Genomic DNA, 16010 nt, shown 5'->3' with positions numbered 1-16010 from the left:
GTGGGTGTTATCTAGGTGTCGAAGCAGTCGAAGCCGGTGCCCATGTCGACGGAGTTGTCGGGGAAGCGCTGGTCCTTGGGCGCGTAGCAGGGCACGAGCGGCTCGCCGCGGTGGTAGGGGCGGGTCGGCTTCGCGGGGAGCCGCACGATCGTGAGGTCCGTCGTGGAGCCGCGGCTGTGGCCGGATTTCTCCGCGATGTACCCGTCCTCGAAGAGGCGGGTCTTGTCGACGTTCGGGTAGAACTCGCCCTTCATGGCCTGGTCGTCGAGGTCCTCGGCCCAGCGGACGAAGTGGTTCACGGCACGCTGGGGCCGGTAGCAGTCGTAGACCTTGAGCGTGTAGCCCTCACGCAACAGCTTCGACTGGGCCTTGTGGAGGGCTTCGGCGGCGGGCCGGGTGAGGATGCAGATCGGCTGTTCGTAGCCGTCGATGCGTTCGCCGACGAAGTTGTGCACGGTGAAGTAGCGCATCTCCTGGATGATCGTCGGGTCCACCGTTCTCAGCGCCACGAAGTCGTCCGGCGCCTTGGGCTCGCCGTCGGCCCGGGCGGTGGCCGAGGCGGCGGTCACGGCCAGCAGGGCGGCGAGGGCGGTGATCAGACCGCGTAGTGCGCGGGTGAGTCGTGTCATGTCCCCTGCCCTGCCCAATTCCGGATGCCCGTGACACACTTCTGACGTTCCGTCAGATCGTATGCCAGGGAGGGGCTTTGTCTCGTACACGCACGCCCGTGGTCGACGGATGGTTCACCGGCGACGGGGAGGGCTTCACGCTCCTCGGCACCCGCTGCGCGGCATGCGCCTCGGTGTTCTTTCCCCGCGAGGACATCCACTGCCGCAATCCCCGCTGCGCCGGCGGGAGTCTGGAGGAGGTGCCGCTCTCCCGGCGCGGGCGGGTCTGGTCGTACACGGACAGCCGGTACCGGCCGCCGTCACCCTATGTGAGCGATCCGGAACTTCCGTGGGAGCCGTACACGTTGATCGCTGTGGAGCTGGAACCCGAGCGGCTCGTGGTGCTCGGGCAGGCGGCTCCCGGGGTCACCGTCGCCGATCTGACGGTGGGCATGGAGGTGGAGGTCGTTCCCGGCGTGCTGCACGAGGACCCGGAGACGACCTGGACGACCTGGCAGTGGAGGCCTACGGGGGTGGGGGCATGACGGACGAGGTGGCGGTGCTCGGCGCGGGGATGCATCCGTGGGGCAAGTGGGGGCGCTCCTTCGTCGAGTACGGCGTCGTGGCGGCCCGCGCCGCGCTCGCCGACGCCGGCCTGGAGTGGCGTGCCATCGGATCGGTCGTCGGCGCGGGCACGGTGCGTGGCGGCTACCCGGGCCATGTGGCCGGCGCGACCTTCGCCAAGGCGCTGGGCTGGCAGGGGGCGCGGGTGGCGAGCGTGTACGCGGCGTGCGCGTCCGGGGCGCAGGCCGTCAACACCGCGCGGGCGCAGATCCTCGCCGGACTCGCCGAAGTGGTGCTGGTGGTGGGTGCCGACGCGGCGCCGAAGGGGTTCTTCCGCCCCGCGGGCGGTGACCGGCCCGACGACCCCGACTGGCTGCGCTTCCGCGTCCTGGGGGCGACCAATCCGACGTACTTCGGGCTGTACGCCCGCCGTCGCATGGCCGTGCACGGGGACACCCCGGAGGACTTCGCGCAGGTCAAGGTGAAGAACGCGGCTCTGGGCGCGCTGAACCCGAACGCGCGCTACCGCAAGAAGGTCACCGCCGAGGAGGTCGCCGCCTCCGCGGTGGTCGCCGATCCCTTGCGGCTGCTCGACATCTGCGCGACCTCGGACGGCGGGGCGGCCCTCGTGCTGTCCAGCATGGAGTTCGCGCGTCGGCACGGGGCGGAGCGGCCCGTGCGGATCAGGGCGGTGTCGACGGTGACGCCGAGTTATCCGAACACCGTGCTCGATCTGCCCGACATCGCGACGGACTCCGCGGTGGCGGTGGAGCCGGCCGCCCAGACGTTCCGGGCGTCGATCGCACGCGCCGCCTATGAGGAGGCGGGTGTGGGACCCGAGGACCTCTCCCTCGCGGAGGTCTACGACCTGTCCACGGCGCTGGAGTTGCAGTGGTACGAGGATCTGGGGCTGTGCGCGCAGGGCGAGGCCGCCAAGCTCCTCAGAGAGGGCGCGACAGGCCTCGGAGGGCGCATACCGGTCAATGTGAGCGGCGGGCTGGCGTCCTTCGGCGAGGCGGTCCCGGCACAGGCGATCGCCCAGGTCTGCGAGCTGACATGGCAGTTGCGGCACGAGGCGGGTGACCGGCAGGTTCCGGGGGCGCGAGTGGGGATCACAGCCAACCAGGGTCTGTTCGGGCACGGTTCGGCGGTGATCGCCGCGCGGTGAGCGGCGGGTGGGTGCGGGCGAGCGTCGCGACGGCGTGCGGTCCTTCCCGCCGTCTCCGGGCCGCAAGCCCTTTCCCGTACGCTGCGTGATCGCCCCGGAATGCTGCGTGAACGTCTTATGAACTGCGCCTGGGCGCGCGCCGGGAGCGTCATCATGCTCGCGTGCGCTCCTGGACGGATACTCTCCGCTTCGCCTTCCAGCCGGTGGTCAACCTGACCACCGGAGGGGTCGTGGCGCTGGAGATACTCGCCCGCCCGGAGACCGGGGACATCCTCGCCGAGGCCCGCCGGGATCCCGAGCTGGACGGCCGGCTGGCGGTGCTGGCGGTCCGGGCGGCGGCCCGCAGGGAGACGTTGCTGCCGCTGCACGTCAACGTGTTCGCGGGCACCCTCGCCGACCTCGGCGGTCTCACACCGCTGCACGACGCCGTACGGGGGGCGGGGCGGCTGCCGTGGGAGGTGACCGTCGATGTCGGGCCGCCGTACACACATGTGCCGCAGCGGGCGCTGCTGGAGGCGGTGGGCGGGCTGCGGGCCCAGGGCTTCCGGATCAGCGCGGACGGCGTCGGGGACGGGGACGTACCGCTGCGGCTGCTCACCGATCTCGCGCCCGACCTGGTGAAACTCGATGCCTCGCTACTGTCCCGGCCGGCCGCGGTGCGGGCGATGCGGACGCTGTGCGAGCAGCTGGGCGCGCTTTTGTCCGTCGAGGGTGTGGAGACCGAGCGGCAGTGCGCGGCCGCGGTGTCGGCTGGGGCGCAACTGGCCCAGGGGGCGCTGTTCGCGCCACCGGCCCGGCTGCCCGCGGCTGACGTATACGTTCCGCCCCGCTCCCCCGGTGACACGGCGCCGCCGCGGTCGGGTCCGTCCGTACGGCAGTTCGTGCGGCCTGCCGCGCTGCTGCCCGTCACCGCCTCCGCGGGTCAGGTGCGGGCGCTGCTGACCGGGTCGCCCGAGGTGTCGGGCGTCGTGCTGGTGGACGCCCATGGGGTCCCGGTCCGGTCGGTGCACCGCTCGCGCTTCCTGCTGGCGATGTCGGGGCGCTACGGCCATGCCCTGTACGCCGACCGGCCCGCGGCGAAGCTGGGCGATCCGCCGCGTGTCGTGGGCGCCGACGCCACCGCGTGGGAGGTCCTGGACGTGGTGGCCGTAGGCAGCCGGGACCGCACGTCGGACGATGTGGCCGTGGTGGACCGGCACGGGCGGTGCGTGGGCGTGGTGCGCCTCGCCGACCTGGTGCGTGCGCTGGCGGAGAGCCGCGTCGAGGAGGCGGCCGGGCTCAATCCGCTGACGCGGCTGCCCGGCTCGGACGCGATCACCGCGGAGGTGGACCGGTGTATCGCCGAAGGGCGCGCGTTCGCGTTGAGCTGGCTGGATGTGGACCACTTCAAGCAGGTCAACGACGGGGCCGGGTTCGCCGCGGGCGACGAGCTGATCCGGTCCGTGGGACGGGCGCTGCAGGGCGCGGCGTCCGGCGGCACCCGAGTGGGCCATATCGGCGGGGACGACTTCCTCGTACTGGCCGATCCGGAGTGGCTTGATCCGGTGGCGGCGACCATGCTCGACACGCTCTGGTCTGCGGGCGGCCGGCCGGTCACGTTGTCGCTGGCCACGGTCGTGTGTCTGCCCGGCAGCGTGGCGGACCACCGTCAGGCCGCCGCCTGTCTGGCGCCGCTGAAGAAGGCCGCGAAGGCGCTGCAGGGAACGAGCTGGGTGCTGGGCCGGGCCGGGCTGCCCGGGCACGAGGTCCTGCGCGGTGTTCAGGCCGCGCCGGCGCAGGCGGGCTGAGCCCGGAAACGGGGCCGGGTCGGAGCCGACGGTACTGGCGTCGTCGGCCGTGCGTGCCCGAAGGAACGTATCGGCCCTTGTCACCGTTGCCGTCCGCGAGCTTGACGCTCTGTGGGTGCCGGGGAACACTTCCGGTGTCGGTCGACATCGCCGTACAAACACGGTGTATCCAGGCACACGCCGCGCGGGCCCCGCCTGAAGAACAGGCCCATTCCCCCACGGGCGATTCGGCTCCGACGGGCACGCTCGTCACGGACGCCGGGCGGGGCGCGGGATCTTCCCTGCCTTCGGCTGAAGTAGCCATGGGAAACGCACCCTGCACGGAGGACCGGGGACGAATGCCCCGGGCCAGGGCCTAGGAGCCGCCATGAGCAATGGAGACATCTTCGTCGGTGAGGTCATCGGCACAGCGATCCTGATTCTCTTCGGCGCCGGTGTGGTCGCCGCCGTCGTACTGAACTACTCCAAGGCGAAGGACGCCGGCTGGGTCGTCATCGCCTTCGGCTGGGGCTTCGGCGTACTGGCCGGGGCCTATACGGCCGCTCCGCTGTCCGGCGGACAGCTCAATCCGGCGGTGACGATCGGTATCGCCATCGACACGGGCAAGTGGGACAAGGTCCCGCTCTACATCGCTGGTCAGATGGTCGGCGCGATGCTCGGCGCGGTCCTGTGCTGGCTGGTCTACTTCGCGCAGTTCCAGGCCAACGCGGAGGACGAGATCGCACAGCCGACGCTCGGCATCTTCTCGACGGCGCCGGCGATCCGGAATCCGGTGGCCAACCTCATCACCGAGATCATCGCTACCATAGGACTGGTACTGCCGATTCTGGCCTTCGGTCTGACGAAGGGACTCGGCCAGTCCGGTACGACGGTCCTGATCGTCGCATTCCTGGTGGTCGGCATCGGTCTGTCCCTCGGCGGGCCAACCGGCTACGCCATCAACCCGGCCCGTGACCTGGGCCCCCGCATCGTCCACAGTCTCCTCCCCATCCCCAACAAGGGGACCTCTGACTGGAGTTATTCGTGGATCCCGGTAGTGGGACCGCTGATCGGCGGGGTGCTCTCCGGGCTCATCTTCAAAGCAGCCTTCTGATTCGGGCAGGCTCCGAAGGAACGACGAAGGGGACGTCATGACGGACAAGTTCGTCGCCGCTATCGACCAGGGCACCACTTCCAGCCGCTGCATCGTCTTCAACCAGGACGGCGCGATCGTCGCCGTCGACCAGCGTGAGCACCGCCAGATCTTCCCGAAGCCGGGATGGGTGGAACACGACGCCACCGAGATCTGGTCCAAGGTGCAGGCGGTGGTCGCCGGTGCGATCGCCAAGGCCGGACTGCGTGCCGACCAGCTCAGCGCGCTCGGCATCACCAACCAGCGCGAGACCACCCTCCTGTGGGACCGGGCCACCGGGAAACCCGTGCACAACGCGATCGTGTGGCAGGACACGCGCACCGCGGGCCTCGTCAACCAGCTCGGGGGCCCGGACGGGCAGGACCGGTTCCGTGAGCAGACCGGGCTGCCGCTGGCCACCTACTTCTCCGGCCCCAAGGCGGCCTGGCTGCTCGACAACGTGCCGGGCCTGAGGGCACGCGCCGAGAACGGCGAGCTCGCCTTCGGCACCATGGACTCCTGGCTCATCTGGAACCTCACGGGCGGCACCGACGGCGGGCAGCACGTCACCGACGTGACCAACGCCGGCCGCACCATGCTGATGAACCTGGAGACCCTCCAGTGGGACCAGTCCATCCTCTCCGCGATGAACGTCCCCGAGTCCCTCCTGCCCGAGATCAGGTCCTCGGCCGAGGTCTACGGCACCGCGGTCGGCCAGCTCGCCGGCGTACCGGTCGCCTCGGCGCTCGGCGACCAGCAGGCGGCCGTCTTCGGACAGGCCTGCTATGACGTCGGCACCGCGAAGAACACCTACGGCACGGGCTCCTTCCTGCTGCTCAACACGGGCGACCGGCCGGTGCCGTCGAAGAGCGGGCTGCTGACGACGATGGGCTACAAGATCGGGAGCGAGGCGCCGGTCTACTGTCTGGAGGGGTCCATCGCGATCACGGGCGCGCTCGTCCAGTGGTTCCGCGACCAGCTCGGCATCATCCGCAGCGCCGACGAGATCGAGCCGCTCGCGGCGAGTGTCGAGGACAACGGCGGCGCGTACATTGTGCCCGCGTTCTCCGGCCTGTTCGCGCCCTACTGGCGCTCCGACGCACGCGGTGTCGTCACCGGTCTGACCCGCTACGTCACCAAGGCCCACCTCGCCCGTGCCGTGCTGGAGGCGACGAGCTGGCAGACCCGCGAAGTCGTGGACGCCATGTACCAGGACTCCGGGGTGCACATCACCACCCTCAAGGTGGACGGCGGCATGACCAAGAACAACCTGCTCATGCAGCACCAGGCCGATGTGCTGGATGTCCCGGTGGTCCGGCCGAAGGTCTCCGAGACGACGTGTCTCGGCGCCGCGTACGCCGCCGGGCTCGCCACGGGCGTGTGGAACGACCTCGACGAGCTGAAGTCCCACTGGCAGAAGGACGTCGAGTGGACGCCCTCCATGGAGTCGTCGGTACGGGACCGTGAGTACCACAACTGGCGCAAGGCCGTGGAGAAGAGCTTCGGCTGGGAGGAGGACGGCGACAACTAGGCACGCGCGCGTGTGCCCGTGAGCGCGGCCCGTACCCCGGTCGGCGGGGGTACGGGCCGTACGCCCTGCCTGTCTCAGGTGCCGACGGTCTCGCGGCGCTCCGCCGCATGCGCCATCGCGTGCCGCACCACGCCGATGAGGATCTGCTTGACGGACTCCCGGTCGCGGGCGTCGCCCAGGACCATCGGGACGTCGTCGTCGAGGTCGAGGGCGCGCCGGACGTCCTCGACCGGATAGCGGGCCGCTCCCTCGAAGCAGTTGACGCCCACGACGAAGGGTATGGAGCGCCGCTCGAAGTAGTCGACGGCGGCGAAGCTGTCCTCCAGCCGGCGGGTGTCGGCGAGTACCACGGCTCCGAGGGCGCCCTCGGAGAGCTCGTCCCACATGAACCAGAACCGTTCCTGTCCGGGGGTGCCGAACAGATACAGGACGAGGTCCTCGCGGAGCGTGATGCGGCCGAAGTCCATGGCCACGGTGGTGGTGTGCTTGCCCTCCACGCCGCTCGTGTCGTCGACCGGACGGCCCGCCTCGGTGAGCAGTTCCTCGGTGCGCAGCGGCCTGATCTCGCTGACCGCGCCGACGAGTGTGGTCTTGCCGACGCCGAAGCCGCCGGCCACCAGGATCTTGAGCGTGACGGGCTCGACCGGAGGCTTCCCGCGCTCAGAACGCCCGAAGATCATCGATCTCTTCTCCTGCTTGATGGGGACGGTGAGGTGGCGGACCGTAGCCGCCGCCACCAGGGGTTTCGATGACGAGTACGTCGCCGGGACCGACGTCGGCGACGTCGCTTCCGGCGAGGGGGGTGACCGTGCCGTCCGCGTGCTCCACCCGGCTGGCACCCAGCGCGCCGGGTGCACCTTCCGCCATGCCGTACGGCGGGACCCTGCGGTGCTGGGACAGCGTGGAGACCGTCATGGGCTCGTGGAAGCGGATACGGCGCACCGCTCCGTCCCCGCCCCGCCACCGCCCGGCACCGCCGCTCCCCCGCCGGACGGCGAACTCGTCGAGCTGGACCGGCAGCCGCCACTCCAGGACCTCGGGGTCGGTGAGCCGGGAGTTGGTCATATGGGTCTGCACGACGGGCGCGCCGGGGAAGCCGTCGCCCGCGCCGGACCCGGAGGCGACGGTCTCGTAGTACTGGTGGCGTTCGTTGCCGAAGGTGACGTTGTTCATGGTGCCGGAGCCCTCGGCCTGCACGCCGAGCGCCGCGTAGAGGGCGCCGGTGATGGCCTGGGAGGTCTCCACGTTGCCCGCGACGACGGCGGACGGCGGCTCGGGCGAGAGCATCGAGCCGGGCGGCACGACGATGTCCAGGGGGCGCAGACAGCCGTCGTTGAGCGGGATGTCGTCGGCGACGAGGGTGCGGAAGACATACAGGACGGCCGCGTTGACGACCGCGAAGGGGGCGTTGAAGTTGCCGGCCAGCTGGGGCGAGGTGCCCGTGAAGTCGACGGTGGCGGACCGGTTCTCGCGGTCCACGCGCACGCGTACGCGGATGACGGCGCCGGAGTCGGTCTCGTAGGCGTACTCGCCGTCGTCCAGGGCGTCGATGACCCGGCGTACCGCTTCCTCGGCGTTGTCCTGGACGTGCCGCATGTACGCCTGGACGACGTCGAGGCCGAAGTTCTCGATCATGCGGGCGACCTCGTCGACGCCCTTCTGGTTGGCGGCGATCTGGGCGCGCAGGTCGGCGAGGTTGGTCTTCGGGTTGCGGGAGGGGTAGGGCGCCTCGGTGAGCAGACGCAGGGTCTCCTCCTCGCGGAAGCGGCCCGCCTCGGCGAGGAGCCAGTTGTCGAAGAGGACGCCCTCCTCCTCGATGGTGCGACTGTTCGCGGGCATGGAGCCCGGGGCGATGCCGCCGATCTCGGCGTGGTGGCCGCGGGAGGCGACGTAGAAGAGGATCCGGTCACCCTGTGTGTCGAAGACGGGGGTGATCACCGTGACGTCCGGCAGGTGGGTGCCGCCGTGATAGGGATCGTTGACGGCGTAGGTGTCGCCGGGGCGCATCGCGGGGCCGCGGCGGTGGACGACCTCTTTGACGCTGGTGCCCATGGACCCCAGGTGGACCGGGATGTGGGGGGCGTTGGCCACCAGGTTCCCGTCGGGGTCGAAGAGGGCGCAGGAGAAGTCCAGGCGCTCCTTGATGTTGACGGACTGGGCCGTGGACTCCAGCCGGGCGCCCATCTGCTCGGCGATCGACATGAAGAGGTTGTTGAAGACCTCAAGCAGAACCGGGTCGGCTTCCGTGCCGAGATGGGAACTCTCCGTAATCGCCGCACGTTCCATGACCAGATGCCCGTCGTCTCGGGCCACGGCCCGCCAGCCGTCGTCGACGACGGTCGTCGCACTGGCCTCCGTGATGATCGCGGGGCCGGTGACGGTCTCGCCGGGAGGGAGGTCCTCGCGGCGGTGGAGGGGTACGTCGCGCCAGGTGCCGCCGGTGTGGAGGCGGACGGCGGCGGTCGTGGCGGGGTTGCCTTCGTACGGGGCGAGGGCGGAGAGATCGGGGGGTTCGGTGATGCCGGTGGCTTCCACGGAGAGGGCTTCGACGACGATCGGGCGGTCGAGCGTGAAGGAGTACGTGGCGCGATGACGTTCTTCGAAGGAGTGACGCATCGTGTCGGGCTCGGTCAGCTCGACGGTGAGGGTGGTGTCGGTGCCGTCGTAGCGCAGCTGGGCCCGGCGGGTGACGTGGATGCGGTCCTCGGGGACGTCCTCCGCGAGGAGTTCGGCGCGGGCCGCTCCTTCGAGGTCGTCCGCGGTCTTGCGGACGGCGGGCATGGAGGCCGCCGCCAGGGGCGCCTCCACGGACTGCTCGCGCATGGCGGTGGTGTCGGCGAGGCCGATGCCGAGTGCGGACAGGACGCCGGCCATGGGCGGGACGAGGACCGTGCGGATGCCGAGGGAGTCGGCGACCATGCACGCGTGCTGGCCGCCCGCGCCGCCGAAGGTGGTGAGGGCGTAGCGGGTGACGTCGTGGCCTTTCTGGACGGAGATCCGCTTGACGGCGTTGGCGATGTTGGCGACGGCGATCTGCAGGTAGCCCTCGGCGACCTGCTCGGGCGTGCGGTCGTCGCCGGTGCGCTCGCCGATCTCACGCGCGAGGGCGGCGAAGCGGTCGCGGACGAGATCCTCGTCGAGGGGCTCGTCGCCGTCGGGTCCGAACACCTTGGGGAAGTGGGCGGGTTGGATGCGGCCGAGCATGACGTTGGCGTCGGTGACGGCGAGCGGACCGCCACCGCGGTAGCAGGCGGGCCCCGGGTCCGCGCCCGCCGAGTCCGGCCCCACACGGTAGCGGGAGCCGTCGAAATGGAGGACCGAGCCGCCTCCGGCCGCGACGGTGTGGATGTCCAGCATCGGGGCACGCAGCCGGACACCGGCGATCTGCGTGGTGAAGACCCGCTCGTACTCACCGGCGAAGTGCGAGACATCGGTGGAGGTGCCGCCCATGTCGAAGCCGATGACCCGGTCGAAACCGGCCAGCTGCGACATCCGCGCCATGCCGACGATGCCTCCCGCCGGCCCGGAGAGAATGGCGTCCTTGCCGCGGAACTGCCCGGCCTCGGTGAGGCCCCCGTTGGACTGCATGAACAGCAGCCGCACACCTTCGAGTTCGTCGGCGACCTGGCGGACGTAGCGGCGCAGCACCGGCGACAGGTAGGCGTCGACGACAGCGGTGTCCCCGCGCGGGACGAGCTTCATCAGTGGGCTGACCTCGCTGGACAGCGAGATCTGCGGGAAGCCGACGCGGGCGGCCAGCTCCCCCACGGCCTGTTCGTGGGCGGGGTGCAGATGGCTGTGCAGACAGACGACGGCGACGGCGCGGATCCCGGCGTCATACGCCTCCTGGAGCGGCCCGGCGAGGGAGTCCAGGTCGGGGGCGCGCAGCACGGTGCCGTCGGCGGCGATGCGTTCGTCGACCTCGACCACGCGCTCGTGCAGGAGCTCGGGGAGTTCGATACGGCGGGCGAAGATGTGCGGGCGGTTCTGGTAGGCGATGCGCAGGGCGTCGCGGAAGCCGCGGGTGACGACGAGCAGGGTGCGTTCGCCCTTGCGTTCCAGCAGGGCGTTGGTGGCGACCGTCGTCCCCATCCGGACGGCCTCGACGGGGTCCCGGGCGTCGCCGAGCAGTTCGCGTACGCCCGCGACGGCCGCGTCGGCGTAGCGTGCCGGATTGTCCGACAGGAGTTTGTGGGTGAGCAGGCGGCCGTCCGGGCGCCGCGCGACGATGTCGGTGAACGTACCGCCCCGGTCGACCCAGAACTGCCAGCCTGTCACGTCAGTACCCCGCTTCCGCGCCGCTCACAGCGCCCGGAGGCCGTTGATCACGTCGCGCAGAATACTCTCGTCCACCAGCTCGGCAGGGGGGATCGGCCGGTTGACGTGGACGAATTCACCGTCCACGAGGTCGCCTACGAGGACCCGGACCACACCGATGGGCAGGTCGAGTCCGGCGGCGAGCTCGGCGACGGACTGCGGAGCGTCACGGCACAGGTCGACGATGTCCACATGTTCCGGGGACAGCGTCGCGTCGGCGTCCGGATCGTCCGCCTGCGGTTCCGTGACGACCACCGCGATCAGGTCGAGGCGGTGCTGGCCCGGACTGCTCGTGCGACCGCGCGTCATCGCGTACGGGCGGACGACCGGACCGGCCTCGTCGTCGAACCAGTGACTTCTTCCCTGACCGTCAGCGCTCATGACATTCCACTACCCGCCTGCGGGCAGATCGGTGCGCGGAGCGGTGCCCAGATGCGCGCCGACGCGCTTGACGAGGAGCGTCATCTCGTACGCCACCTGGCCGATGTCGGCATCGGCGTCAGAGAGGACGGCGAGGCAGCTGCCGTCGCCGGCGGCGGTCACGAACAGGAAGGCCTCGTCGAGCTCGACGATGGTCTGGCGGACATTGCCGGCCTCGAAGTGGCGCCCCACGCCCTTGGCGAGGCTGTGGAAGCCGGAGGCCACGGCGGCGAGGTGCTCGCTGTCCTCCCGGCTCAGGTCCTTGGACACGCCGGTCGCCAGACCGTCGCCGGAGAGCACGAGAGCCTTGCGGATGCTCGCGACGCGGTCCACCAGCTCGTCCAGGAGCCAGCTGAGCCCCCCGGAGTTGTCGGTCGCGTTGTGGCCGGTCGCCTTCGGTGCGGTCATCGACCGTCCCCCTTAGTCGTTCCTTGTGGTGCTGTGCCGCTGTGGGCGGTGTCGCCCGCGGCGTTCTCCTCGCGGCCGCGCTGCCAGCCGCGCTGGAGCGAGGCCATACGGCTGCGTACCTCGTCGGCGTCCCGTTCCACGGACTCCGTACGGTCCTCCGTGCGCCGCGCGGTGGTCTGTTTCAGCTGCGGGGCCAGGTTGGCCTGGCGCACCCGCCGGGGCAGCGGGCCGGCGTCGGCGCCTGTCGTGAGCGGAGCGGGGCCTGCGCGCCGGGCGCCGTCCCCGCTGCCCGGTGCCGCCGGAGGGCGCGCGCGCGTGGGGAGGGCGGGGGGTGTGGACAGGCCGGGGGCCTGCGCGTTCCCACCGAGGCCGGAACCACCGTGGGGAGCCGCGCTCGCCGAACCCGCCGCGAAACCACCGGACCCGCCCGAGCCCTCGGTGAAGCCCGTCCCCGCGGAACCCTCCGCGAAGGCTCCGCGACTGTCCGAGCCTCCGGTGAAGCCGCCCGACCCCCCGGAACCCTCCGCGAAGGCCCCGCGGCTGCCCGAGCCCTCGGTGAAGCCGTCGGTTCCTCCCGAGCCCTCCGTGAGGCCGCCCGGTACGCCCGGGTGCAGTGGGGAGGCGCCGCGACGGCGGCTCGGCAGAGGGGGTGCGGCCTCCGCGCCCGTGCGTCCCGGCCCCTCTCCGGCCAGGAGCTCCTCGCGCCGGCGGGAGGGCAGCACCGGAGCGGATCGCGTCTCGGGTCGGTCGCTCGTGCCGGGCGTCGGCTCGTCCTGCGACTCCTCACGCCGTGGCCGCTGCTCGGTGACCGGGCGCCCGTGGGAGCTGACGAGCTTGGGGGCGCCGCGGCGGGGCAGCGGGAGAGGCGCGTTCCGAGGGTCGTGCGCGCTGTCATGGGCCGTCTCGTGGCCGTCCGCGCTGTACGGGAACGGGCCGCCGATCCGGTCGGCGGGCTCGTCCTCGGCGAGGGCGATGGAGCGGCGGGGGCGGAAGATACCGCCGCGCTCGTCGTCCTCGTCGAGCGCGCCCGGGAAGTCCTCGATCGCGTCGAGATCGACCGGGGCCTCCAGCTCCACCGGTCCGTCCAGCAGCGAGCCCGGCAGACTCGGCAGCTGCGCCGGCACCCGCGACAGTTCGCCCCGCCGGCTCTCCTCCAGCTCTGCCTCCTTCGAGGGATGGGGCCGGTCGAGGCGGAAGCCGATGCCGTTGGTGTCGGGGATGTCGTCGGTCAGCAGCGCGTCGGGGATGAACACGACCGCCGTGGTGCCGCCGTACGGGGACGGCTGGAGGGAGACTCGCACGTTCTGCCGCTGGGCGAGCCGGCTGACCACGAACAGCCCGAGCCGGTCGGTGTCGGACAGCTCGAACTCGGGTGTCTCGGCGAGCCGGAGGTTGGCGTCCAGGAGCGCGTCCGCGGCCATGCCGAGGCCACGGTCGTGGATCTCCAGGGTGAAGCCGTTGGCGACCCGCTCCCCCAGCACCTGCACGGCGGTGTGCGGCGGGGAGAACACCGTGGCGTTCTCCAGGAGTTCGGCCACCAGATGCGTGAGGTCCGCGACGGCCGGGCCGGTGACGGCGACCCGGGGCAGCCGCCGGACCTCGATGCGCTCGTAGTCCTCGACCTCGGCGACGGCGGCCCGTACGACGTCCATCAGCTGGACGGGCTTGCGCCACTGCCGGGAGGGGGCGGCGCCGGAGAGGATCACCAGGCCCTCGGCGTGGCGCCGCATACGGGTGGTCAGATGGTCGAGGCGGAACAGGTCGGCGAGCTCGTCGGTGTCCTCGGTGCGGCGCTCCATCGTGTCGAGGAGGGTGAGCTGCTTGTGCAGCAGGACCTGGCTGCGGCGGGCGAGGTTGACGAAGACCTCGGAGACACCGGCCCGCAGTTCGGCCTGTTTGACGGCGGCCTCGACGGCGGCGCGCTGCAGGGTGTTGAGGGCCTGGCCGACCTCGCCGATCTCGTTCTTGTCGTATTCGAGGCGCGGGACCTCGGTCTCCACGTCGACCTGCTCGCCGGCCGACAGCCGCCGCATCACGCTGGGCAGCCGGACCCCGGAGGCCTCATGGGCCTCCAGGCGCAGCTGCCGCAGGTCGCGGATGAGGCCGCGGCCGATGCGTACGGACAGGAAGAGCGAGAACAGCAGCGCCAGCAGACCCAGGACGCCGGCGACGGCGGCCTTGGCGATGACGTTGATGGCGACCGGGCGGACCCGGTCCTGGTAGCGGTCGCTCGCCTGGTCGTTGAGGGTGGCGAGCTCGTCGAGGACGTTCCCGGCGGCGGTGTCCCAGCTCTTGGCGGTGACCTCGGTCGAGCCGCTGGAGGAGACGGCGGACTGCTCGGCCACCCTCAGGGGGGCGGTCGCGGCGTTCTTCCAGAACTGCTCGTAGCGGTCCTGCTCCGAGGCGGGCAGCAGTTGGAGGCTGATGTCGTACATCATGCCGCGCTGGGCGACGAGGTCGCTGACATCACGGATCTCGTCGCGCGAGAGTTTGCCGACGATCAGGGAGGACCCGAGGAGGGCGTCCTCGCGGGAGAGCAGTTCGCGGGCGCGGGCGAGGTTGACCAGCGCGCGGTACTGCTTGTCCATCTCGACGTTGTCGACGACATGGAGGTTGGTCAGCAGGACGTAGCACGGGTCGATCAGGCGGTCGTAGAGGTCGAGGGCCTGGGCTCGATCGACGGTTCCGTCCTGCACGCTGCGGCGCAGTGAGCTGATGCCCTCGAAGGCGTCCAGCACCGTGCTCAGCCGCTCGGCCGTGTCCTGGCCCATGGCGTCGCGGACGTCCGGGTTCCGGGAGTTCTTCCGGATCTCGGCAACCGCCTTGTCGGTGGCCGCGGTGCTGCGCCTGAGGTCGGCGAGCCCGTCGGCGGCCCGGGGATCGGCGAGATACACGAGTGACTGGCGGCGCTCCTGCTGCACCACTCGGACGGTGTCCTCGATCGGATAGGCGATCTTCTCCACCACGTCCGACACATTGAACAGCTGTTCCGCCTCACGGCCGGTGAGTACCGTGGCGAAGCCCCAGATCGCGGTCAAGGAAACCAGCGGCACGAGAAGCAGCGCCACGATCTTCCGGCGGATCGACTTCCCGCGAAAGCGCATGGCCTCCCCCAGCTCGACCCCCGGCGACCGGGGGCACACATGTACGTCAACAAACTTGCGCGAGCCTACTACCGACACACTGGTAACTCGAAGAGCGGTCCGGAGGGCGAACTTCCGCGCGGGCGGCGAGACATGGGGAGTTGTCCCGTCATTGGGGGAGATTGCCTCCCGGTTTACCCCGGAGGTCATGGGAACTCAGGAGGCAGGGCCACCTGGTCACTTGGCCGAAATTTTTCGTCGCTCGGGAATCTTCATGATGCGCTGTTCGTCTTTCTCCACAGGAGATGGGGGCGGAATCGGCCACAGGAGCCGCATCCCGCAACTGGGCGGCGTAAAACAGCGCAAGCCGGGCAGCCACAGGGGAGTCGTGCCGTGGGGCACGGGACAGGCGGTCTGCCGGCGGTGGGGAGTGACACGGTGATGGGCACGGCGGAGCGGCGCGAAGCGCCCGGGGACAGCGCGGTGGCGCAACTGACGGTGCGGCAGAGCGGTGAGGCGCCGGATCACGACATTCCGGCGGACACGGCCGGAGCCGACATACGTGGACTCGTCCGGGACGACGGCGCGGCCCGGACCCGGGCGTCCTACCGTCCGCTGTGGGTCGAGGAGCCCGCGCGGCGGCGCCGGATGCCCGATCCGGTGCGTACGGCCGCGGTGCGGGCGGTGATCATCATCGCGGTGACACTGCTCCAGGCGATGGTGGCCTTCCTGTGCACCATGGCCGGATCCTGGCTGGCCTTCCCGATGGTCATCAGCAGTGTGGTGAGCACGGTGGTGGCCACCTGGGGCGCCCTGGACGTCTGGGTCACCCGCCAGGTGTGGAACCAGCGCAACGGCGTGGTGTCGACCCCGAGCAGCACCGCCCGCGCGCTGCGGCGCGAGCGGCGGCGGGCCCGGCGTCAGACAAAGGCCACCGAGCGGGCGCAGGAGCGGATACGCCGGCGGGGCGGTAGCGGACAGCTGTCTCACTCCTGAGCACGGACGACGGGGAG

The 16010-nt window shown here is 71.0% G+C and carries 11 protein-coding genes and 1 pseudogene; 6 read left to right on the top strand and 6 right to left on the bottom strand.

Going from position 1 to position 16010, the window contains the following annotated elements:
- Positions 1 to 14: 14 nt before the first annotated feature.
- Positions 15 to 629 (bottom strand): annotated as a pseudogene (locus ABZT17_RS26730) (M15 family metallopeptidase); the annotation flags it as partial.
- Positions 630 to 727: 98 nt separating this feature from the next.
- Here ABZT17_RS26730 and ABZT17_RS26725 point away from each other — a divergent pair.
- From ABZT17_RS26725 to glpK, 5 genes are all read left to right on the top strand, one after another.
- Complete coding sequence (locus tag ABZT17_RS26725; protein ID WP_356352196.1) at positions 728 to 1153, top strand: zinc ribbon domain-containing protein; 426 nt, start codon at positions 728 to 730, stop codon at positions 1151 to 1153.
- The gene (locus ABZT17_RS26720) at positions 1150 to 2340 is read left to right on the top strand and encodes a lipid-transfer protein (RefSeq protein ID WP_356352134.1); all 1191 of its coding nucleotides are present in this window, start codon (positions 1150 to 1152) and stop codon (positions 2338 to 2340) included. Before ABZT17_RS26725 ends, ABZT17_RS26720 begins: the two co-directional genes overlap by 4 nt.
- A gap of 161 nt (positions 2341 to 2501) precedes the next feature.
- Positions 2502 to 4127 (top strand): GGDEF domain-containing protein, encoded by a 1626-nt coding sequence (locus ABZT17_RS26715; RefSeq protein ID WP_356352133.1) that lies wholly within the window; start codon positions 2502 to 2504, stop codon positions 4125 to 4127.
- Positions 4128 to 4494: 367 nt separating this feature from the next.
- Positions 4495 to 5220 (top strand): MIP/aquaporin family protein, encoded by a 726-nt coding sequence (locus tag ABZT17_RS26710; protein WP_356352132.1) that lies wholly within the window; start codon positions 4495 to 4497, stop codon positions 5218 to 5220.
- 37 nt (positions 5221 to 5257) lie between these two features.
- Entirely contained in the window at positions 5258 to 6769 is a 1512-nt protein-coding gene (glpK, locus tag ABZT17_RS26705) for a glycerol kinase GlpK (protein ID WP_356352131.1), read from the top strand.
- Between the two features lie 74 nt (positions 6770 to 6843).
- On the opposite strand, the gene ABZT17_RS26700 is transcribed toward glpK, so the two are convergent.
- Genes ABZT17_RS26700 through ABZT17_RS26680 form a run of 5 tightly spaced genes read right to left on the bottom strand, consistent with a single transcriptional unit; the run spans position 6844 to position 15018 of the window.
- Positions 6844 to 7449, bottom strand: a complete 606-nt coding sequence (locus ABZT17_RS26700) for an ATP/GTP-binding protein (RefSeq protein ID WP_356352130.1) — start codon at positions 7447 to 7449, stop codon at positions 6844 to 6846.
- Positions 7430 to 11047 (bottom strand): hydantoinase B/oxoprolinase family protein, encoded by a 3618-nt coding sequence (locus ABZT17_RS26695; RefSeq protein WP_356352129.1) that lies wholly within the window; start codon positions 11045 to 11047, stop codon positions 7430 to 7432. Before ABZT17_RS26695 ends, ABZT17_RS26700 begins: the two co-directional genes overlap by 20 nt.
- Before the next feature lie 24 nt (positions 11048 to 11071).
- Positions 11072 to 11467: a DUF742 domain-containing protein gene (locus ABZT17_RS26690; RefSeq protein WP_356352128.1), complete on the bottom strand. Its 396-nt coding sequence runs from the start codon at positions 11465 to 11467 to the stop codon at positions 11072 to 11074.
- A 9-nt stretch (positions 11468 to 11476) separates the two neighbouring features.
- Positions 11477 to 11914, bottom strand: a complete 438-nt coding sequence (locus tag ABZT17_RS26685) for a roadblock/LC7 domain-containing protein (protein ID WP_356352127.1) — start codon at positions 11912 to 11914, stop codon at positions 11477 to 11479.
- The gene (locus ABZT17_RS26680) at positions 11911 to 15018 is read right to left on the bottom strand and encodes a nitrate- and nitrite sensing domain-containing protein (protein ID WP_356352126.1); all 3108 of its coding nucleotides are present in this window, start codon (positions 15016 to 15018) and stop codon (positions 11911 to 11913) included. The genes ABZT17_RS26685 and ABZT17_RS26680 overlap by 4 nt, the downstream gene beginning before the upstream one ends.
- 420 nt (positions 15019 to 15438) lie before the next feature.
- Here ABZT17_RS26680 and ABZT17_RS26675 point away from each other — a divergent pair, with 420 nt between their 5' ends.
- Entirely contained in the window at positions 15439 to 15993 is a 555-nt protein-coding gene (locus tag ABZT17_RS26675; RefSeq protein ID WP_356352194.1) for a hypothetical protein, read from the top strand.
- The last annotated feature ends 17 nt before the right edge of the window (positions 15994 to 16010 follow it).

It is taken from the genome of Streptomyces sp. NPDC005648 (assembly GCF_040605395.1).
In the GTDB taxonomy this organism is placed as follows: Bacteria; Actinomycetota; Actinomycetes; order Streptomycetales; family Streptomycetaceae; genus Streptomyces.
Note: the sequence above shows the minus strand (reverse complement) of the source record. Positions and strands in the feature narration are given on the sequence as shown.